16 protein-coding genes, 1 pseudogene, 1 riboswitch and 1 other annotated feature are annotated in these 18,883 nt (G+C 37.7%); of the genes and pseudogenes, 16 read left to right on the top strand and 1 reads right to left on the bottom strand.

All coding sequences use genetic code 11. The features are described from left to right. Positions 1-4 precede the first annotated feature (4 nt). The 4 genes from rimI (at position 5) to IGL90_RS09700 (ending at position 4,178) form a co-directional block, all read left to right on the top strand. Positions 5-469 carry a ribosomal protein S18-alanine N-acetyltransferase gene (rimI, locus tag IGL90_RS09715; protein ID WP_002356662.1) on the top strand — a complete coding sequence of 155 codons (465 nt, stop codon included), beginning with the start codon at positions 5-7 and terminating at the stop codon, positions 467-469. Further along, positions 466-1,512: a tRNA (adenosine(37)-N6)-threonylcarbamoyltransferase complex transferase subunit TsaD gene (gene tsaD / locus IGL90_RS09710; protein WP_002398021.1), complete on the top strand. Its 1,047-nt coding sequence runs from the start codon at positions 466-468 to the stop codon at positions 1,510-1,512. The genes rimI and tsaD overlap by 4 nt, the downstream gene beginning before the upstream one ends. 42 nt (positions 1,513-1,554) lie before the next feature. Further along, positions 1,555-1,758 (top strand) — a binding site (T-box leader). Positions 1,759-1,830: 72 nt separating this feature from the next. Then, on the top strand, positions 1,831-3,522 hold the full coding sequence (gene argS / locus IGL90_RS09705; RefSeq protein WP_002367081.1) for an arginine--tRNA ligase: 1,692 nt from the start codon (positions 1,831-1,833) through the stop codon (positions 3,520-3,522). A gap of 155 nt (positions 3,523-3,677) precedes the next feature. Then, positions 3,678-4,178, top strand: coding sequence for an HD domain-containing protein (locus IGL90_RS09700; RefSeq protein ID WP_002356666.1), 501 nt, complete (start codon positions 3,678-3,680; stop codon positions 4,176-4,178). 81 nt (positions 4,179-4,259) lie between these two features. Here IGL90_RS09700 and IGL90_RS09695 read toward each other — a convergent pair whose 3' ends face one another. Next, a complete protein-coding gene (locus IGL90_RS09695; protein ID WP_002368951.1) occupies positions 4,260-4,592 on the bottom strand; it encodes a helix-turn-helix domain-containing protein in 333 nt (110 codons plus the stop codon). A gap of 93 nt (positions 4,593-4,685) precedes the next feature. Here IGL90_RS09695 and IGL90_RS09690 point away from each other — a divergent pair. The 12 genes and pseudogenes from IGL90_RS09690 (at position 4,686) to IGL90_RS09635 (ending at position 18,856) form a co-directional block, all read left to right on the top strand. Beyond that, a pseudogene (locus tag IGL90_RS09690) lies at positions 4,686-5,010 on the top strand (hypothetical protein). A gap of 64 nt (positions 5,011-5,074) precedes the next feature. Then, positions 5,075-5,144, top strand: a riboswitch (Fluoride riboswitch). 76 nt (positions 5,145-5,220) lie between these two features. Beyond that, a complete protein-coding gene (locus tag IGL90_RS09685; protein WP_002368953.1) occupies positions 5,221-6,486 on the top strand; it encodes a voltage-gated chloride channel family protein in 1,266 nt (421 codons plus the stop codon). 49 nt (positions 6,487-6,535) lie between these two features. Then, positions 6,536-6,814 carry a UPF0223 family protein gene (locus IGL90_RS09680; RefSeq protein ID WP_002356679.1) on the top strand — a complete coding sequence of 93 codons (279 nt, stop codon included), beginning with the start codon at positions 6,536-6,538 and terminating at the stop codon, positions 6,812-6,814. Further along, positions 6,815-7,597: an inositol monophosphatase family protein gene (locus tag IGL90_RS09675; protein ID WP_002368954.1), complete on the top strand. Its 783-nt coding sequence runs from the start codon at positions 6,815-6,817 to the stop codon at positions 7,595-7,597. Between the two features lie 220 nt (positions 7,598-7,817). After that, positions 7,818-9,653 (top strand): translational GTPase TypA, encoded by a 1,836-nt coding sequence (gene typA / locus IGL90_RS09670; protein WP_002356682.1) that lies wholly within the window; start codon positions 7,818-7,820, stop codon positions 9,651-9,653. A gap of 316 nt (positions 9,654-9,969) precedes the next feature. After that, positions 9,970-11,739, top strand: coding sequence for a DNA helicase RecQ (gene recQ / locus IGL90_RS09665; RefSeq protein WP_002384207.1), 1,770 nt, complete (start codon positions 9,970-9,972; stop codon positions 11,737-11,739). A gap of 226 nt (positions 11,740-11,965) precedes the next feature. After that, on the top strand, positions 11,966-12,271 hold the full coding sequence (locus IGL90_RS09660; protein ID WP_002356684.1) for a YlaN family protein: 306 nt from the start codon (positions 11,966-11,968) through the stop codon (positions 12,269-12,271). A 3-nt stretch (positions 12,272-12,274) separates the two neighbouring features. After that, entirely contained in the window at positions 12,275-13,483 is a 1,209-nt protein-coding gene (locus IGL90_RS09655) for an FtsW/RodA/SpoVE family cell cycle protein (protein ID WP_002356686.1), read from the top strand. Between the two features lie 32 nt (positions 13,484-13,515). Then, a complete protein-coding gene (locus IGL90_RS09650) occupies positions 13,516-16,944 on the top strand; it encodes a pyruvate carboxylase (protein ID WP_048737968.1) in 3,429 nt (1,142 codons plus the stop codon). 16 nt (positions 16,945-16,960) lie between these two features. Further along, a complete protein-coding gene (locus tag IGL90_RS09645) occupies positions 16,961-18,085 on the top strand; it encodes a CAP-associated domain-containing protein (RefSeq protein WP_002379682.1) in 1,125 nt (374 codons plus the stop codon). Next, complete coding sequence (locus IGL90_RS09640; RefSeq protein WP_002356689.1) at positions 18,082-18,516, top strand: YlbF family regulator; 435 nt, start codon at positions 18,082-18,084, stop codon at positions 18,514-18,516. The genes IGL90_RS09645 and IGL90_RS09640 overlap by 4 nt, the downstream gene beginning before the upstream one ends. Next, a complete protein-coding gene (locus tag IGL90_RS09635) occupies positions 18,506-18,856 on the top strand; it encodes a YlbG family protein (protein WP_002359714.1) in 351 nt (116 codons plus the stop codon). The genes IGL90_RS09640 and IGL90_RS09635 overlap by 11 nt, the downstream gene beginning before the upstream one ends. Positions 18,857-18,883: the final 27 nt, after the last annotated feature.

The raw sequence follows: 18,883 nt of genomic DNA, 5'->3' as shown, positions 1-18,883 counted from the left end.
AAAAATGTTAGTAACAAAAAAAGAAATATCTGTAGCAAATATTGGTGAAGAATTATGGCGTTTTAGTAATTCTTCTTATACAACTGGCTCCCCTTGGACAGAAACACAATTCGCGGAAGATTTTGCTCAGGAAAATAGCGAATATCTTTTTTTAGTTGAAAATGGCCAGTGGTTAGGCTATATTGCCTATCATTTTATTTTAGATGAAGCAGAAATTAGTCACGTTGTTGTGAATGGTCAGAAACAACACCAAGGAATTGGTTGTCAATTAATGAAAGCTTTTAAAGAATATGTTAAAAGTCGTAACATTACACAAATTTTCTTAGAGGTCAGAGAATCGAATACATTAGCTCAAAAACTTTATGAGAAAACAGGTTTTCGGAAAGTAGCTGTTCGAAAAAATTATTATAAAGAACCTCAAGAAAATGCCTTTGTAATGTGTGCGAAATTAAGGAAGGAAGCCCAATGACAATTTTTACAAAAGAACGTAAATTATTATTAGCTGTGGAAAGTAGCTGTGATGAAACAAGTGTGGCTGTCATTGAAGATGGCGACAAAATTCTTTCCAATATCGTAGCTTCGCAAATTAAGAGCCATCAACGTTTTGGCGGAGTCGTTCCGGAAGTTGCGAGTCGTCATCATGTTGAACAAGTGACGATCTGTATTGAAGAAGCATTAACAGAAGCAAAAGTCACACCAGAAGAGCTTAGTGGCGTTGCTGTGACCTATGGGCCTGGGTTAGTCGGTGCTTTATTAATAGGACTTTCTGCAGCAAAAGCATTTGCTTGGGCGCACCAATTACCACTTATTCCAGTCAATCATATGGCTGGACACATTTATGCTGCCCGTTTTGTGGCACCGCTCGAATTTCCATTGATGGCCTTACTCGTTAGTGGAGGACATACGGAATTGGTCTACATGAAAGAAGATGGCTCTTTCGAAATTGTTGGTGAAACACGCGATGATGCAGCTGGTGAAGCGTATGATAAAGTCGGACGTGTGTTAGGGTTGCCTTATCCTAGTGGCAAAGAGATTGATGTTTTGGCCCATGAAGGCACAGATACCTACCAATTTCCACGGGCGATGCTAAAAGAGGATAACTATGACTTTAGCTTTAGTGGTTTGAAAAGTGCGTTTATTAACACGGTTCATAATGCAGAGCAACGTGGTGAAGTACTGTCTACAAAGGATTTAGCCGCAAGTTTTCAGGCGAGTGTGGTAGAAGTATTAGTGACTAAAACCATTCGTGCTTGTCAAGAATATCCTGTTAAGCAATTGCTAATCGCTGGGGGCGTTGCTGCGAATCAGGGATTACGAGAAGCAATGAGACATGCAATCAGTGAACAATTACCAGAAGTGACATTACTTATTCCGCCATTAAAACTTTGTGGGGATAACGCGGCGATGATTGGCGCTGCCGCCTTTATCGAAGCTGAAAAGAATCATTTTGCTTCGTATAACTTAAATGCAGAACCTGGCGTTAGTTTTATGACAATTAGTGAAGAAGGCTAGCCAGCTAGACAAAAATTTGCTATAATGAAGCCAGTTTAACAATGACATTCGATGATAAAGAGAGTACTTATTTCAACGTCAGCTTAGCGATCTTGGGAAGGTGGGAGCCAAGAGTGATCGGAATGAGGAAGCGCACTTTTAGAATTCTGCTGAAAGCAGACGGCAATCACCGTTATCGATGAAGCAGGTCTATCCAAGTAGTATAGACAATTAGAGTGGTACCGCGGGTAAATTCTCGTCTCTGACAAAACAAATCATTTTGTTTTGTCAGAGACGTTTTTGTTTTTTTATACTTACAAATTAATCAGGAGGGTTCTTATGAACAACAAAGAAATCGTAGCAAAAGCGTTACATGATGTTTTAAATGAAGAATTAACGATGGATCAAATCGAACAATTATTGGAAAATCCTAAATCTGTTGATCATGGAGATGTTGCTTTTCCAGCCTTTTCATTAGCTAAGATTTATCGTAAAGCACCACAACAAATTGCAGCAGAATTAGCAGAAAAAATTGATGGCACAAATTTTGAAAAAATTGAAGTGGTGGGACCTTATTTAAACTTCTTCATGAATAAAGAAGCAGTCAGTCAAGCTGTCATTGGCGCAGTAGTCAAAGAAAAAAACAACTACGGAAACAGTACCTTTGGTAATAATGGCAATGTTCCTATTGATATGTCTTCACCAAACATTGCTAAACCAATTTCTATGGGGCACTTACGTTCTACGGTAATCGGGAATTCAATTGCCTTTATTTTAGAAAAAATTGGGTATCAGCCAATTCGGATTAACCACTTAGGTGACTGGGGTACACAGTTTGGTAAGTTAATTGTAGCTTATAAAAAATGGGGTTCTGAAGAAGCAGTTCGTCAACAACCAATTAATGAATTATTGCGCTTATATGTGCAATTTCATGAAGAAGCAGAAGAAAAACCAGAATTAGAAGACGAAGCACGTGCCTGGTTTAAAAAATTAGAAGAAGGAGACCAAGAAGCTAATGAATTATGGAAATGGTTCCGTAGCGAGTCTCTAAAAGAATTTGATAAAATCTATTCCATGTTAGAAGTTGAATTTGATTCTTATAATGGCGAAGCCTTTTATAATGATAAAATGGATGAAATTGTTACTTTATTAGAAGAAAAACATTTATTAACAGAAAATCAAGGTGCAGAAATTGTTGATTTGACAGAATATAATTTAAATCCAGCACTTATTCGTAAATCAGATGGTGCGACGTTATATATCACACGGGATTTAGCTGCTGCGCTTTACCGTAAACGGACGTATGATTTTGCCAAATCACTTTATGTAGTCGGTAACGAACAAAGCAATCACTTCAAACAACTAAAAGCAGTCTTGAAAGAACTAGGGTTTGACTGGTCAGATGATATGGAACACATTCCGTTTGGTTTAATTACTCAAGGCGGTAAAAAATTATCCACACGTAAAGGGAAAATCGTTTTATTAGAAGAAGTATTGAATGAAGCCGTTACTTTAGCAGGAAATCAAATTAACGAGAAAAATCCAGACTTAGCAAATCGTGAAGAAGTGGCGAAACAAGTAGGTGTAGGTGCAGTTATTTTCCATGACCTTAAAAATGATCGTCTAAATAATTTCGATTTTGTATTAGATGAAGTTGTTCGTTTTGAAGGCGAAACTGGGCCATATGTTCAATATACACATGCTCGTGCGATGAGTATTTTACGTAAAGCAAACTTTACACCAGACGCTACACAACGTTATGCACTAAATGACAAGGATAGCTGGGAAGTCGTGAAGTTGTTACAAAAATTCCCTGAAACTGTGATGCAAGCTGCTGAAAAATATGAACCATCTGTTATTGCGAAACATAGCATTCATTTAGCACAAGCGTTCAATAAATATTATGCCCATGTTCGGATTTTGGATGAAGATGCTCAAAAAGAGGCACGCTTAGCGTTAGTTTATGCAGTAGCTACTGTTCTAAAAGAAGATTTACGTTTACTAGGGTTACATGCACCAGAAGAAATGTAGAAGTTTTTGTGAAAATTTTACTGCGCTGAACGCTAAACTTATTAAGCAAATATTAAAGTTAAGTTACAGATTGAGAAATTCATAGTAATTAAATAGCTGGGGTGCTATACTCGAGTCAAGTTATAAAAGGATTAGAAAAGGTGGCACCCAATTATATGACAGAAAAATGGCGTGAAGACGAAGAATATCTTTCTTATGTAGAAGATTTATTAGCAACCGAAGAAGTCCAAAAATTAGCAGAATACACACAACATATGCATTCAACTCGTTTAGAACATTCAATTAGTGTTTCCTATCATAGCTATAAATTAGCAAAGCGTTGGAACGGCAATGCTCGTGCAACAGCTCGTGCTGGTTTATTACATGATTTGTTTTACTATGATTGGCGCACAACAAAGTTTGACGAAGGCTCTCATGCCTATGTTCATCCACGAATTGCAGCCAAAAATGCTGAAAAAATTACAGAGTTGTCTGATTTAGAACGAGACATTATTATTAAACATATGTGGGGCGCAACTATTGCACCACCAAAATACAAAGAAAGTTACATTGTAACCTTTGTTGACAAATATTGTGCTGTGAAAGAAGCGGCGTTGCCGATGACGACAGCCATGAAAACCAAATGGCGTCAGTATTTTGGCCAACAGTCAATCTAATAAAAAGCTTATCCGTAAGGATAAGCTTTTTTTGTTTGACGTTGACTAAAAAGTCTAGCATTCATCTATTTAAAATAAATATTAAAAGTAATTTTGTTCTGTTAATTTCTTTTGAGCATATCGATAGACTGCTTCTTGATTTTCAGTTGTTAACTGTTTGTATATGTTCATAATATTGGTTGGGACAACAAATGGCGTTTCTTCCGTTTCAGGAATACCTAAGATTTCAAGAGGTGATACATCTAAAATTTTAGATAAGGCGACAATTTTATCCCTCCCCATATTTTCAATCATTCCAGTTTCCCATTTCCTGACGGTACTTTTTCCAACACCAACAAAATTTCCAACTTGTTCTAATGTAAGATTTTTCTCCATCCGTTTTTGCTTCAAAAAATTTTCTTTCAAAAAAACCACCTCCGTAAAAACATTCTAGCACAAAAAGTGTCGCAAAAGAAACATGTTTTACTCTATACATAGAGTGATAAATAACTATTGAATCGGCATATATTGACGGTTTTTTCACAAAATGATATACTTCCAGTGTCTAATAAGACACTAAAAAGGGGTGAAAAGGGGGAGTAAAATGGAATCAAATTTAATTCATTCAAAATTGAAATTAAAAGGGAAAAATGTTGAATGGTTAGCAAGTGAAATGACCGCTGCAGGTCAACCAATCTCAGCTTCAACAATTTATAAGAAATTAAAAGGAGAGGTTGTATTTAAAGCTTCAGATATTAAATTGATTTCTAAGTTGTTAGATTTGGAAAGCGAAGAAATCATGGTTATTTTTTTTAATGAGCTAGTGTCTAAAAAGACACGTAAAGGTTGTTAAAGGTAATGAGTTATTCTTCTATTGCACTTTCCAGAGTTGCGTGGTATTATTTTTAATAGTTTAATAGCAACATGGTGATGGTGTTCACCACGAACTATTTATTGGACGAATAAATTAATGACGCCTACCAAACGGGAGAAGTGTACCCTTTGGTAGGCTTTTTCTGTACGCTAGGATTGGCGATAAGAAAATTGTAAAGGAGCATGTAAAGTGAAAAAAGAAACAAAGCAACTACTATCAATCAGCGGTTATATGGCAAAATGGTTGCTCATTACCGCAATTATTGGTTTATTTATGGGGGCGTTATCCGCCTTTTTCTTAAAGAGTCTTACCTATGTAACAGATGTTCGTTTAGCAAATCCTTGGTTACTCTTTATCCTCCCCATTAGCGGTGTCGTTTTTACGTATTTCTATACGCGTTTTGGGAAAAATGCTAGCCGAGGAAATAACTTAGTGATTGAACAAGGCAATGGCGGGGAAGAAGATATTCCCTTACGCTTAATTCCTTTAACATTGTTTGGCACGATTACTACGCACTTATTTGGTGGTTCTGTTGGTCGTGAAGGGACGGCGGTGCAAATGGGGGGCGCAATCGCAAATGCTGTAGGAAAAGTCTTTAAACTGTCCGCTTTGGAACGACAAGTAATTATTATTAGCGGAATTAGTGCAGGTTTTAGTTCTGTTTTTGGCACACCATTAGCGGGAACGGTTTTCGGATTAGAAGTTTTGGCGATTGGAAAAGTTCGTGCAGAGGCACTTTTCCCAAGTTTTTTTGCAGGCTTATTTGCTAATTTTGTGACTGAAAGTTTTGGTGTAACACATACGCATTATCCGATGGGCAAAATTCCGACTTGGTCGGTTGATCTATTCGTAAAATTATTTTTGGCATCGATTTGTTTTGGCTTGGCAGGTTGGGTTTTTAGTCGTTCCATTGTCTTTTTAAAAAAGGCCTACGCAAATTGGTTTGCTAATGTCTACCTTCGTGCGTTTCTTGGCGCTGCCATTGTCGTTCTGTTTGTGCTCGTCTTAAACAACCAACGTTATTTAGGCTTGAGTTTACCTTTACTAGAAGATGCTTTTGCAGGCAATGCGCAGCCTTTTGATTTTGTTGGGAAATTATTCTTTACGGTGTTATCCTTGGGTGCCGGATTCCAAGGAGGAGAAGTGACGCCATTGTTTGAAATTGGGGCTACGTTAGGGAGTTCTTTGGCCCCTTTGTTACATCTGTCAATTCCTTTTTTAGCAGGTTTAGGATTTATTGGTGTTTTTTCTGGCGCCACGAATACGCCGATTGCTTGTTTCATTATGGGCATTGAACTATTTGGTAGTGAAGCGGCAGTCTATTTTTTCATGGTCTGCTTAATCAGTTTTATGTGTTCAGGAAATAGCGGTATTTATGCTTCGCAACAAAGTTTGTATCGCAAAGGAACAGCAGAATATCCTCTCTTTAATGCATTAAAAAATCGACGTAAATAAGATGTTTTTTTATGAAAATATGCTAAACTAGAGAAGATGAGGTGAAGACATGAAAGACTATCAATATCCATTAGATTTAGATTGGACGACAGAGGAAATGGTGATTGTCACTAATATGTGGACAGCAGTTGAGCAAGCCAACGAAACAGGCTTGCCTGTTGACAAATTTTTAACAACTTATCAACAATTTAAAACGGTCGTTAAAAGTATCGGCGAAGAAAAACGCTTAGGTCGTGAATTTGAAAATGCTTCAGGATATTCGTTATATCGTACGCTTCAACAAGCTAAAAAACAGGGAAGCGGTAAATTAAAGCTGGGGGATGATTAGATGACTGAAACGCAAAAATTTGTTCAAACAATTCAAAGTTGGCTTTTTGAAGCAGCCGATGTGATTCGAATGAACTTGGAATCAGAGTTAACCGTTCAACAGAAAAATGGCCGCACCGATTTAGTGACAAATATGGATGAACAAACCCAAGAATTTTTAATGAATAAAATTCAAACAAATTTTCCCGAAGATCAAATTTTAGGGGAAGAAAAAGGCTACAATACTTTAAAAAGTTTTGCTGGTCGCGTGTGGATCATCGATCCGATTGATGGCACAATGAATTTCGTGATGGAAAGAGAAAATTTTTGTATTATGTTAGCTGTTTATGAAGACGGCATTGGTAAATTAGGTTTTATCTATGATGTGATGCGAGAAGAACTTTATTGGGGCGGCAAAGGGCTTGGCGTTTATCGGAATAATCAATTATTAAAAGCGCCTACTATGAAAGCCTTGGCAGATGGATTATGGGGCATGAATGCTTACATGCATGGAAAAAATATTCATTACGCAACGGAAATCGGACAAGCAAGTATGGGCGTGCGTATTAGCGGTTGTGCAGGTTTGGAAATTATTGCTATGTTAAAAGGCAACCATCATGGCTATTTATCTAATCTAAGTCCTTGGGATTATGCAGCAGGCTTAGTACTTTTGGAAGAATTTGGGTTTAAATACTCTGGTATTACAGGAAAACCATTAACTTTTGCGGGTCGTGAATACTTTATTGCAGCAACTCCTGAAACCTATGATGAAGTATTTACCCGATATTTAAATGAATCGGAATAATCAAAGAAGAGCGTTGCTGAAAGGTAAGGCTCTTCCTCTTTTAAAAGAGAAAAATTTGTAAAAAAATGTCCTTGTTTTCAGAAAAAGCCGAATAATTTCTAAAACTTTCATTATTTTTGCAGGCGAAAGCCTTTTTTTAATGAAAAAAGTTTGCTATAATAAGCAGTCGGCTTTTATGGACTTAAGTAACATAAGCGTATATAGATAAGGAGCAATTAAATTGAAATACAGAGATGATATTCGTAACGTGGCAATTATCGCCCACGTTGACCATGGTAAAACAACCTTAGTAGATGAACTTTTAAAACAATCTGACACTTTAGATGGACACACACAATTACAAGAACGTGCAATGGATTCCAATGCACTTGAAAGTGAACGTGGAATTACTATCTTAGCAAAAAATACAGCCGTAGATTATAACGGTACACGTATCAACATTCTAGATACACCAGGACACGCGGACTTCGGTGGTGAAGTAGAACGTATCATGAAAATGGTAGACGGTGTTGTTTTAGTTGTCGATGCGTATGAAGGAACAATGCCTCAAACACGTTTCGTATTGAAAAAAGCATTAGAACAAAAAGTAACACCAATCGTGGTTGTTAATAAAATTGACAAACCTTCTGCTCGTCCTGAACACGTAGTAGATGAAGTTTTAGAGTTATTCATCGAATTAGGCGCAGACGACGATCAATTAGATTTCCCAGTTGTTTATGCTTCTGCTTTAAACGGAACTTCAAGTGAATCAGATGATCCAGCAGATCAAGAGCCAACAATGGCCCCAATTTTTGATAAAATTATTGAACATGTGCCAGCCCCAGTTGACAATTCAGACGAACCACTTCAATTCCAAGTCTCATTACTAGACTACAACGATTACGTTGGACGTATTGGGATTGGCCGTGTGTTCCGTGGCACAATGAAAGTCGGCGACCAAGTTGCGTTGATGAAATTAGATGGCAGCGTGAAAAATTTCCGTGTAACGAAAATTTTAGGTTTCTTTGGCTTACAACGTGTGGAAATTGATGAAGCAAAAGCGGGCGATTTAATTGCCGTTTCCGGAATGGAAGACATTTTCGTTGGGGAAACAGTTGTAGATGTTCACAATCAAGAAGCATTACCAATTCTACACATTGATGAGCCAACCTTACAAATGACTTTCTTAGTTAACAATTCTCCATTTGCGGGACGTGAAGGAAAATACATTACCGCTCGTAAAATCGAAGAACGTTTAATGGCTGAGTTACAAACAGACGTATCTTTACGTGTTGATCCAATTGGCCCAGATTCTTGGACTGTATCAGGCCGTGGCGAATTGCATTTATCAATTTTAATTGAAAACATGCGTCGTGAAGGCTATGAATTACAAGTTTCTCGTCCAGAAGTTATTGAGCGTGAAATTGACGGGGTTAAATGTGAACCATTTGAACGTGTTCAAATTGACACACCTGAAGAATACATGGGTAGCGTGATTGAATCACTAAGTTTACGTAAAGGCGAAATGCAAGATATGATTAATGCCGGTAACGGACAAATGCGTTTAATCTTCTTAGCACCAGCTCGTGGCTTAATTGGTTATTCAACAGAATTCTTATCAATGACTCGTGGGTATGGTATTATGAACCACACCTTCGATCAATACTTACCAATGATTCAAGGAACGATTGGCGGCCGTCATCAAGGTGCGCTAGTTTCAATCGATACTGGTAAAGCAACGACTTACTCAATCATGAGTATTGAAGAACGTGGTACAGTTTTCGTTGAACCAACGACAGAAGTTTACGAAGGAATGATTGTTGGGGAAAACAACCGCGACAATGATTTAACTGTGAACATCACAAAAGCTAAACAAATGACTAACGTTCGTTCGGCAACGAAAGACCAAACATCAGTCATTAAAAAACCGAAAAAATTAACGTTAGAAGAATCATTAGAATTCTTGAATGAAGATGAATACTGTGAAGTAACACCAGAAAGCATCCGTTTAAGAAAACAAATTCTTAACAAAAACGAACGCGAAAAAGCAAGCAAGAAAAAGAAAAAAGCTGAATAATTTTTCGACAAATAAACATTTAAACCAACTATGCTCGTTTTACTACGAAAATAGTTGGTTTTTTTGATGGCAAAAACGGATTAATGCGTATTTTAAGATAAGGTTATTTTTTATGTGTGGATAACTACTCGTTATCCACAACAAGCAAATGCCGCTATTTTTGAAAGCTTTTGATAGCAAGCTTTCACAATTTTTCATTCTTTTTGATGTTTCACGTTAACTGGTGTTTCACGATTGTGTCTTGTTTTAACACACCTTGTTCCTGTTAGATTAGCGTGTTAAAATGACTTGTAGAACAAAGATTGGAGCGCAATAAATGAGTGCATTACAAGAATTATTAAAAGATACATTTGGCTATGATGATTTTCGGCCAGGACAAGAAACGATTATTCGTCATGTATTGCGACAAGAAAATGTCTTAGGCATTATGCCAACAGGTGGAGGCAAATCGATTTGTTATCAGTTGCCAGCCTTACTTCTGGATAATTTAACATTGGTGATTTCACCATTAATTTCTTTAATGAAAGATCAAGTAGATGCCCTGAATTTAATGGGGATTCCAGCTACATATATCAATAGTACCATTTCCTATCAAGAAATGAATCATCGTATTCAATTAGCGGTTAACAAAGAAGTCAAGCTATTGTATGTTGCGCCAGAGCGATTAGAATCTTATGATTTTCAACAGATGCTGACACATGTACCGATTGATTTATTGGCAGTAGATGAGGCACACTGTATTTCACAATGGGGGCATGATTTTCGTCCAAGCTATTTGCGTTTAGCAGAGATTATAGATCAATTTCAACAGCAACCAACTGTGATTGCACTAACAGCAACAGCAACGCCACAAGTAGCGGAGGATATTGTCAAGCAATTAAGAATTCCATCAGAAAATGAAATCAAAACAGGATTCGCTCGAGAAAATTTATCTTTTCAAGTCGTGAAAGATCAAAATAGAGACGTTTTTCTTTTGGAATATTTAAAGATGAATACTGGACAATCAGGTATTATTTATGCAAGCACGCGGAAGGAAGTTGAACGAATTTATCATTTATTAGAAAGTAAAAAAATTGCAGCTGGGATGTATCATGGGGGCATGAGTGAACAGTTACGTAGTGAAAATCAAGAAGCATTCTTGTATGATCAAGTGCAAGTGATGGTAGCAACAAATGCCTTTGGTATGGGGATTAATAAGAGCAATGTTCGTTTTGTCATTCACGCACAAGTACCAGGGAATATTGAATCTTATTACCAAGAAGCCGGCCGAGCTGGTCGTGACGGTCTGCCTAGTGATGCTGTGTTAATGTTTGCTCCACAAGACTTGCAAATTCAACAATACTTTATTGAACAATCTGAAATGACCATTGATTATAAGCAGAAAGAGTACTTGAAATTACGGGAAATGTCACAATATGCGAATGCACAAATGTGTTTACAAAAATATATTTTACGCTATTTTGGTGAAGAAGGGACGGACTGCGGTCGCTGCTCGAATTGTCTGGATAATCGAGAATTAGTCGATATTACGGTCGATGCCCAAAAAGTCTTGTCTTGTGTAAAACGTATGGGAGAACGTTTCGGTAAGGGCTTAGTTGGTAAAGTCTTGACTGGCTCAAACGATCAAAAAATTGATCAATGGCATTTTGATCGTTTGCCAACATACGGACTAATGAAAGGCCGCACCCAAAAAGAAGTCACACAGCTGATTGATTATTTGACAGCAGAACGTTATTTAATTCCTTCTGATGGGCAATTTCCGTTGTTATCAGTCTCGACAGAAGGTGTTCAGGTGCTTTTAGGGGAACGGAAAGTCTTCCGAAAAGAAGACCAAAAAGTACGAAAAGTAGCAGTGGATGATGCCTTGTTTGAACGATTACGCGAATTACGTATGGACATGGCTCAAGAGGCAGGCGTGCCGCCATATGTAGTCTTTTCCGATAGTACACTTAAAGAAATGTGTGAAAAATTACCGCAAACAACGATTCAATTATTGCAAATAAAAGGGGTCGGCCAAAATAAATTAGATAAATATGGCACCGCCTTTTTAGAAGTAATTAAAGAATATCAAGAGACAAAAAAATGATATAGTTTGTTATTTTATTTAAAATTAAAAGCAGAAAATAAGAAAAAAGTCTTTTAATGTATTTGTTGTTGTATTGATAAAATAAGCTTGTTATATAAAGAGATTTCTTACTTAATATATCGCTTGGTTTTAGAAAATTTCTTAAAGGAAATTTTCTGAAATCATCATGTATCTAACTGAGAATTATGTTATAATTATTTAATTAAGATAGGGAGGTTCTGTACAAATGGACGAAGGAATTTCAAAGAAATTTGCCATTCAATTATTAGAAGACGATGCAGAACGCATTAAAATGCTTATTCGTAATCAAAAAAACAGTTTGTGCATTTCTCAATGTAAAGCATTTGAAGAAGTGGTGGATACACAAATGTATGGTTTTTCAAGACAAGTGACCTATGCGACCCGTTTGGGGATTTTAACTAATGATGAAGGACATCGCTTACTAAGTGATTTAGAACGCGAATTGAATCAATTATATACAGATGTTTATGAAGAAACACAAGAAAAAAACGAGATTGGCAAGGAGGGTTAAGCTTTGCCAAACAAAGTAAAGAAACGGCATTTGCTAGACTATAGTATTTTTATTCCATATTTAATTTTAAGTATCGTGGGATTGATTATGGTATATAGTTCCACATCCGCATTACAAGTAATGAAAGGTTTTTCACCTACCTCATTCGTTATTAACCAGGTTGCCTTTTGGGTAGTAGGGTTAGTTGCAATGTTTTTTATTTATAAGATGAAAACATCCGTTTTCCAGAATCGAAGTTTTATCATGTTTGCCATTGCAGTAATTACGGTTATGGTTTTAGCCGTTCGGATTCCTGGTATCGGGAAAGAAATTAACGGCGCACGTGGTTGGATTGAGATTGGTGGATTTTCGATGCAACCAGCTGAGTATTTAAAAATTATGGTTGTCTGGTATCTGTCTTATATCTTAGCACGGCGACAAAAGACAATTAATGGAGGCATGGATCAATTTAAACAAGCTGCCGGGCGCCCGTTGATGCTCGTTTTTGTATTAATTGCTCTAGTTGCAATCCAGCCTGACTTCGGGAATGCGGCCATTCTAACATTAATTACCATCGTGATGGTTTTAGCAAGTGGGATTAATTATATGTATACCTACTTGGTCGGTGGCTTGGGCATTTTAGGTAGTATCACGGCTATTCAGTTATTAATTATGTCTAAAGGAAAAATTTTCCCAGCGCGTTATCAATATATTTATAATCGTTTTGCTGTTTTTAAAAATCCATTTTTAGATGAACGGAACTTAGGCCATCAGTTAGCTAATTCTTATTATGCAATCAGTAATGGCGGCTGGTTTGGCAAAGGTCTAGGGAATAGTGTTCAGAAAAAAGGCTTTTTACCAGAAGCACATACGGACTTTATCTTTGCGATTACTTTAGAAGAGTTAGGCATTATCGGCGGTCTAGCGATTTTAGGATTGTTGATGTTTATGATTGCGCGAATTATTTTAGTCGGTGTACGCTCGAAGAAACCTTTTAATTCACTAATGTGTATTGGAATTGGTACAATGTTATTAATTCAAGTCTTTATTAATGTTGGTGGGATTACTGGGATTATTCCATTAACAGGAATTACTTTCCCGTTCTTGAGTCAAGGTGGGAATAGTTTGCTGATTATTTCGATTGCTGTGGCCTTTGTCCTGAATATCAGTGCAGATGAAACACGTCAGAAATTAGAAAATGAGTACTATTTATCTTTAGAACAGAACCAATAAATTTGAAGGAAATTGATGGTAGGAGTGACGTTATGAAAAAGGTATTAGTTGCCAATCGTGGCGAAATTGCGATTCGAATTTTTAGAGCTTGTACAGAATTAGATATCCAGACAGTAGCGATTTATGCTGCAGAAGATGAGTATTCTGTTCATCGTTTCAAAGCAGATGAAGCGTATTTAGTTGGTAAAGGGAAAAAACCAATTGAAGCCTATTTAGACATTGAAAATATTATCCAAATTGCCAAAAAATCGGGAGCAGATGCCATTCATCCTGGTTATGGCTTTTTATCTGAGAACTTACGCTTCGCCGAACGTTGTGAAGAAGAAGGAATCATTTTTGTCGGACCTAAAACACATCATTTAGATATTTTTGGCGATAAAATTAAAGCGAAAGAAGCAGCTGTAGCTGCGGGGATTGCTTCGATTCCAGGCTCAGACGGGCCAGTAGCAACGGTGGAAGAGGTCGTAGCTTTTGGTGAAACGCATGGCTTTCCTATCATGATTAAAGCTGCTTTAGGTGGCGGCGGTCGCGGGATGCGCGTTGCCCACGATGCCAAAGAAGCACGAGAAGGTTACGAAAGAGCAAAAAGTGAAGCGAAAGCAGCCTTTGGTTCTGACGAGGTTTATGTTGAAAAGTATATTTCTAATCCTAAACATATCGAAGTACAAATTTTAGGCGATCATCATGGGAACGTCTTGCATTTATTTGAACGTGATTGTTCCGTTCAACGACGCCACCAAAAAGTGGTAGAAGTCGCACCATGTGTATCAATGAATGAAGAACAACGAGCAGCCATTTGTTCGGCTGCTGTGCAGTTAATGGCGCATGTCGGCTACGTGAATGCGGGAACGGTTGAGTTTTTAGTAGAAGGGGATCAGTTTTATTTTATTGAAGTGAATCCTCGTGTTCAGGTAGAACATACTATCACAGAAATGATTACAGATATTGATATTGTGATCTCTCAATTACAAATTGCGCAAGGGCTTGATTTGCATAAAGATATGCATTTGCCAAAACAAAACGAATTGACATTAGAAGGCGCGGCTATTCAATGTCGGATTACGACTGAAGATCCCCTGAACCAGTTTATGCCAGACACAGGGAAAATCGATACGTATCGTTCACCAGGTGGTTTTGGTGTGCGTTTAGATGTAGGAAATGCTTATTCTGGCTACGCTGTGACGCCTTACTTTGATTCTTTATTGGTTAAAGTCTGTACGCATGGTTTCTCTTTTGAACAGGCAATCAGTAAAATGCAACGCTGCTTAAAAGAATTTCGGATTCGTGGCGTGAAAACAAATATTCCGTTTTTACAAAATGTTGTGAGCTATCCAGCGTTTCAATCTGGCGAAGCCAAAACAACCTTTATTGATAATACACCTGAATTATTTGAATTTCCTCGTATGCGCGATCGTGGCAATAAAACGATGAAATACATTGGAGAAGTAACGGTCAATGGGTTCCCTGGCATTGAACGAACGGAGAAAAAATATTTTGAAGCCCCGCGCGTGCCGACAGATATTGAAGTTCCAGAAAAAGTGATCACAGCTAAAAATATTCTAGACGCTCAAGGAGCAACCGCCGTCATCGATTGGGTTAAGAATCAAGAAAGTGTGTTAATGACAGATACCACGTTCCGTGATGCGCACCAAAGTTTATTAGCTACTCGTGTGAGAACACAAGATTTTAAAGCAATTGCTGGTCTAACTGATGCAGCCCTGCCTGAGCTGTTTTCTAGTGAAATGTGGGGTGGCGCTACGTTCGATGTTGCCTATCGCTTCTTAACCGAAGACCCATGGCAACGTTTAAGAAAAATTCGTCAGTTGATGCCAAATACACTTTTACAAATGCTGTTCAGAGGATCTAATGCGGTAGGCTATCAAAATTACCCTGATAATGTTATTGAAGAATTTATTAAAGAATCCGCTCGCCAAGGAGTCGATGTTTTTCGAATCTTTGATAGCTTAAACTGGATTCCTCAAATGGAAAAAAGTATTCAAGTCGTTCGAGATACCGGAAAAATTGCGGAAGCAGCAATTTGTTATACTGGGGACATCAATGATCCAGCCCGAGCAAAATATAATGTTCAATATTACCTTGATATGGCTAAAGAATTGGAAAATTTAGGTGCACAAATCATTGCGATTAAAGATATGGCTGGCTTATTGAAACCACAAGCTGCTTATCGTTTAATTAGTGAATTAAAGGCAGCCACGGATTTACCAATTCATCTCCACACCCACGATACTAGTGGCAATGGGATCATCACTTATTCAGCAGCTACTAAAGCGGGCGTTGATATTGTTGACGTCGCAATGAGTGCGATGAGTGGCGCAACTAGCCAGCCAAGTATGAACAGTCTATATTATGCTTTAGTCAATGGTGAACGGACGCCAACTATTAACATTGATAATGCACAGAAAATTAATCATTATTGGGAAGATGTGCGCATGTATTATCAACCATTTGAAAATGGGTTAAATGCCCCGCAAACAGAAGTCTATATGCATGAAATGCCTGGTGGGCAATACTCTAATCTACAGCAGCAAGCAAAAGCGGTAGGCTTAGGGCACCGTTGGGATGAAATCAAAAAAATGTATCACACAGTGAATTTGATGTTTGGTGATATTGTAAAAGTGACGCCATCTTCAAAAGTCGTGGGAGACATGGCACTCTTCATGGTTCAAAATCATCTGACAGAACAAGATGTTTATGCGCGTGGTGAAGAACTAAGTTTTCCTGAATCCGTTGTGACTTTTTTCCAAGGTGATTTAGGTCAACCAGTTGGTGGGTTCCCAAAAGAGCTGCAACGAATTATTCTAAAAGGTCGACCAGCCTTCACAGAGCGGCCAGGTGACTTAGCAGCACCTGTTGATTTTGCAAAAGTACAAGAAGAATTAGCCGAAAAAATTGGCTATCAACCTAAATTGGAAGAAGTTTTAAGTTATTTAATGTATCCACAAGTATTTTTAGAGTATCGACAAAAATACGAAACTTTTGGAGATATAACCTTATTAGATACGCCAACATTCTTTAATGGTATTCGTCAAGGAGAGACATTGGAAGTTCAAATTGAACGAGGAAAAACGTTAATTATTCGTTTAGATGAAATTGGCGAACCTGATATTGACGGAAACCGTGTCTTGTTCTTCAATTTGAATGGGCAACGTCGTGAGGTTTTAGTTAAAGATGCCTCCATTAAGTCTGCTGTTCAAGTAAAACAAAAGGCGGAACCAACTAATAAAGAACAAATCGGCGCAACGATGTCTGGTTCTGTTCTACAAGTATTGGTCAAACGTGGCGATAAAGTAGAAAAAGGTCAGCCGTTGCTGATTACAGAAGCCATGAAAATGGAAACGACTATCGAAGCACGTTTTGCGGGCACGGTAGATCACATTTATGTTGAAGAAGGCGAAGCAATCAGCTCAGGTGATTTGTTATTAGAAGTAAAAGAAAAATAAGATGAGAGGGGAAAAAATGAAGCGATTTTGGGCCTTTACTGCTGTTTTTTTAACAGTTCTACTCATCGGATATTTAGAGCCAGTTTTTTTCCCTGCTGAAAAACCAACCGAAACAGCTCAAAGTGGGCGCTTATCCAGCGCTCACACCGCTGTTCCTCATGAAGAATTGCCAGCTTCTGGCTACGCAGCATACATAGGGAAAGATGTGGAAACCTTTATCCGCCAGTTTGGCAATCCTAAAGAAAAAATTAAAACAGGTCGTACGTATGAATTATGGACGTTCGGTTTGACGATGAATGATTACTTAGAAGTCAACGTTCGAGAAAATAAAGTCATCGCAATTAAGGCCTTTAACAATGACAAAATGATAGAACCGTTTAAGATAGATATGAAGCTTGCTGACTTGTCTGATTTAATGACGATTTATTCGAATTTTGCATTTAATTTTCATCATGAAGCTTACGATGTCGAGCTGATGGAAGAAGATATGAACTATCGACCACTGGTTGCTTTTGATAATGGCAGTTTTGCAGTGTTATTTTTTAATCAGCGGACAGGCGGTTTAATGGCAGTTAATTATGTCAATAAAGAAACGTTGCTCACGGAAATGCCGTATCAATTAAATGAAGGTTCTCCTTTGCCAGTTGATATAACGCAGTCAATGACCTTCGATCCTGTTCAAAGTAACCAAGCGATTTATGTCATGAATCTGGTTAAACAGCAAGAAAATCAAGCTGCTTTTTCAGTCTCTACACAAAGTCAAAAAGATGCCCAAACATTGTATCAAACGATGGCTAACCATACACCAACAATTTTGTCGGCAAATCGACAAGCAGAATTGTTACAAACGAGAGAGGAACATACAGCCATTCATCCCTTTCATTTGACTAAGGACGAATTTTCTTTATTAGTTAAAACGAGCAAACTTTCGTTGAGAGAACCAGCAGGTATTTTCCAAGAACCTGTTTATGATAGTACCTTTACTATTTTGTCATGGTTTTCGGACCCGCAATATGATAGCTATTTTGCTGAGTCAGAAACGACAGAATTGGGCGTTGCCTTTTCCAATGAAGGTGTGTTAGTCTTATTAGAGAAACGACCAGAAAATAGGCAAATCACGGAGAGTAGTGAAAAGTTATGATTGTGACAGAACATTTATTTGCAATTGAAGATCAAACAGAATGCTTAATTTCAGCACTTTTAGAAAGTGATGCTGTTCAAAACTATAAAGAAACAAAAAAAGCTATGTATGCTTCGGCGGAAGTTGCTCAGTTACAAAAAGCATTTTTAGAAGCTAAGTCAGCCTTTGAACGAGTAGAAGCTTATGGAATTCATGCACCCGATTTTCGGGAGAAACAACGAGCCCTACGTAAAGCGAAGCGGGCGCTTGATTTAAATGAAATCGTTGCAAATTATCGTTTTGCTGAGACAAACGTTCAAACGTTGCTAGATACAATTGGTTTAAAGATTGCGCAACTAATTTCTGAAGATATTAAAGTAGATGCTGGAAATCCTTTCTTTGAACGAGGAAAGAAACATTCAGGTTGTGGAGGAAGCTGCCATGCAAGCTAAAGAAGAAAAAGAATTTACGCTTCAAGAGCGTCGTTGCCTAATTGTTTGGGTATACACATTAAAACCGTTAAAACAGTTACGCCGATATGGACTGATTCACTATGTTTCACGAAAAATGAAATATGTGGTGATTTACATGAATGAAGAAAATATTGAAAGTAACATGGAAAAAATTAATCAGTTACATTTTGTTCGTAGTGTCGATAAATCGTATCGACCAGATGTCGAAATGAATTTTGCTGAAAAAATTGGTACCAAAGCGGCTTATCAAGAACAAGAAGACGATGGCTATGTAGTAGAGGAATTATCTACAGAGATTCGCTTAGCAGAGAATGTCTAATGCAAAAGAGTGAGAAATGTTATGAGA

It is taken from the genome of Enterococcus sp. DIV1307a (assembly GCF_050537425.1).
Classification (GTDB): domain Bacteria; phylum Bacillota; class Bacilli; order Lactobacillales; family Enterococcaceae; genus Enterococcus; species Enterococcus faecalis.
Note: the sequence above shows the minus strand (reverse complement) of the source record. Positions and strands in the feature narration are given on the sequence as shown.

Coding starts and splice junctions, on each gene's coding strand:
- argS (WP_002367081.1), top strand. CDS start 1,831: ATGAACAACAAAGAAATCGTAGCAAAAGCGTTACATGATGTTTTAAAT.
- recQ (WP_002384207.1), top strand. CDS start 9,970: ATGAGTGCATTACAAGAATTATTAAAAGATACATTTGGCTATGATGAT.
- IGL90_RS09645 (WP_002379682.1), top strand. CDS start 16,961: ATGAAGCGATTTTGGGCCTTTACTGCTGTTTTTTTAACAGTTCTACTC.
- IGL90_RS09675 (WP_002368954.1), top strand. CDS start 6,815: ATGACTGAAACGCAAAAATTTGTTCAAACAATTCAAAGTTGGCTTTTT.
- IGL90_RS09660 (WP_002356684.1), top strand. CDS start 11,966: ATGGACGAAGGAATTTCAAAGAAATTTGCCATTCAATTATTAGAAGAC.
- tsaD (WP_002398021.1), top strand. CDS start 466: ATGACAATTTTTACAAAAGAACGTAAATTATTATTAGCTGTGGAAAGT.
- IGL90_RS09640 (WP_002356689.1), top strand. CDS start 18,082: ATGATTGTGACAGAACATTTATTTGCAATTGAAGATCAAACAGAATGC.
- rimI (WP_002356662.1), top strand. CDS start 5: ATGTTAGTAACAAAAAAAGAAATATCTGTAGCAAATATTGGTGAAGAA.
- IGL90_RS09635 (WP_002359714.1), top strand. CDS start 18,506: ATGCAAGCTAAAGAAGAAAAAGAATTTACGCTTCAAGAGCGTCGTTGC.
- IGL90_RS09650 (WP_048737968.1), top strand. CDS start 13,516: ATGAAAAAGGTATTAGTTGCCAATCGTGGCGAAATTGCGATTCGAATT.
- IGL90_RS09680 (WP_002356679.1), top strand. CDS start 6,536: ATGAAAGACTATCAATATCCATTAGATTTAGATTGGACGACAGAGGAA.
- IGL90_RS09700 (WP_002356666.1), top strand. CDS start 3,678: ATGACAGAAAAATGGCGTGAAGACGAAGAATATCTTTCTTATGTAGAA.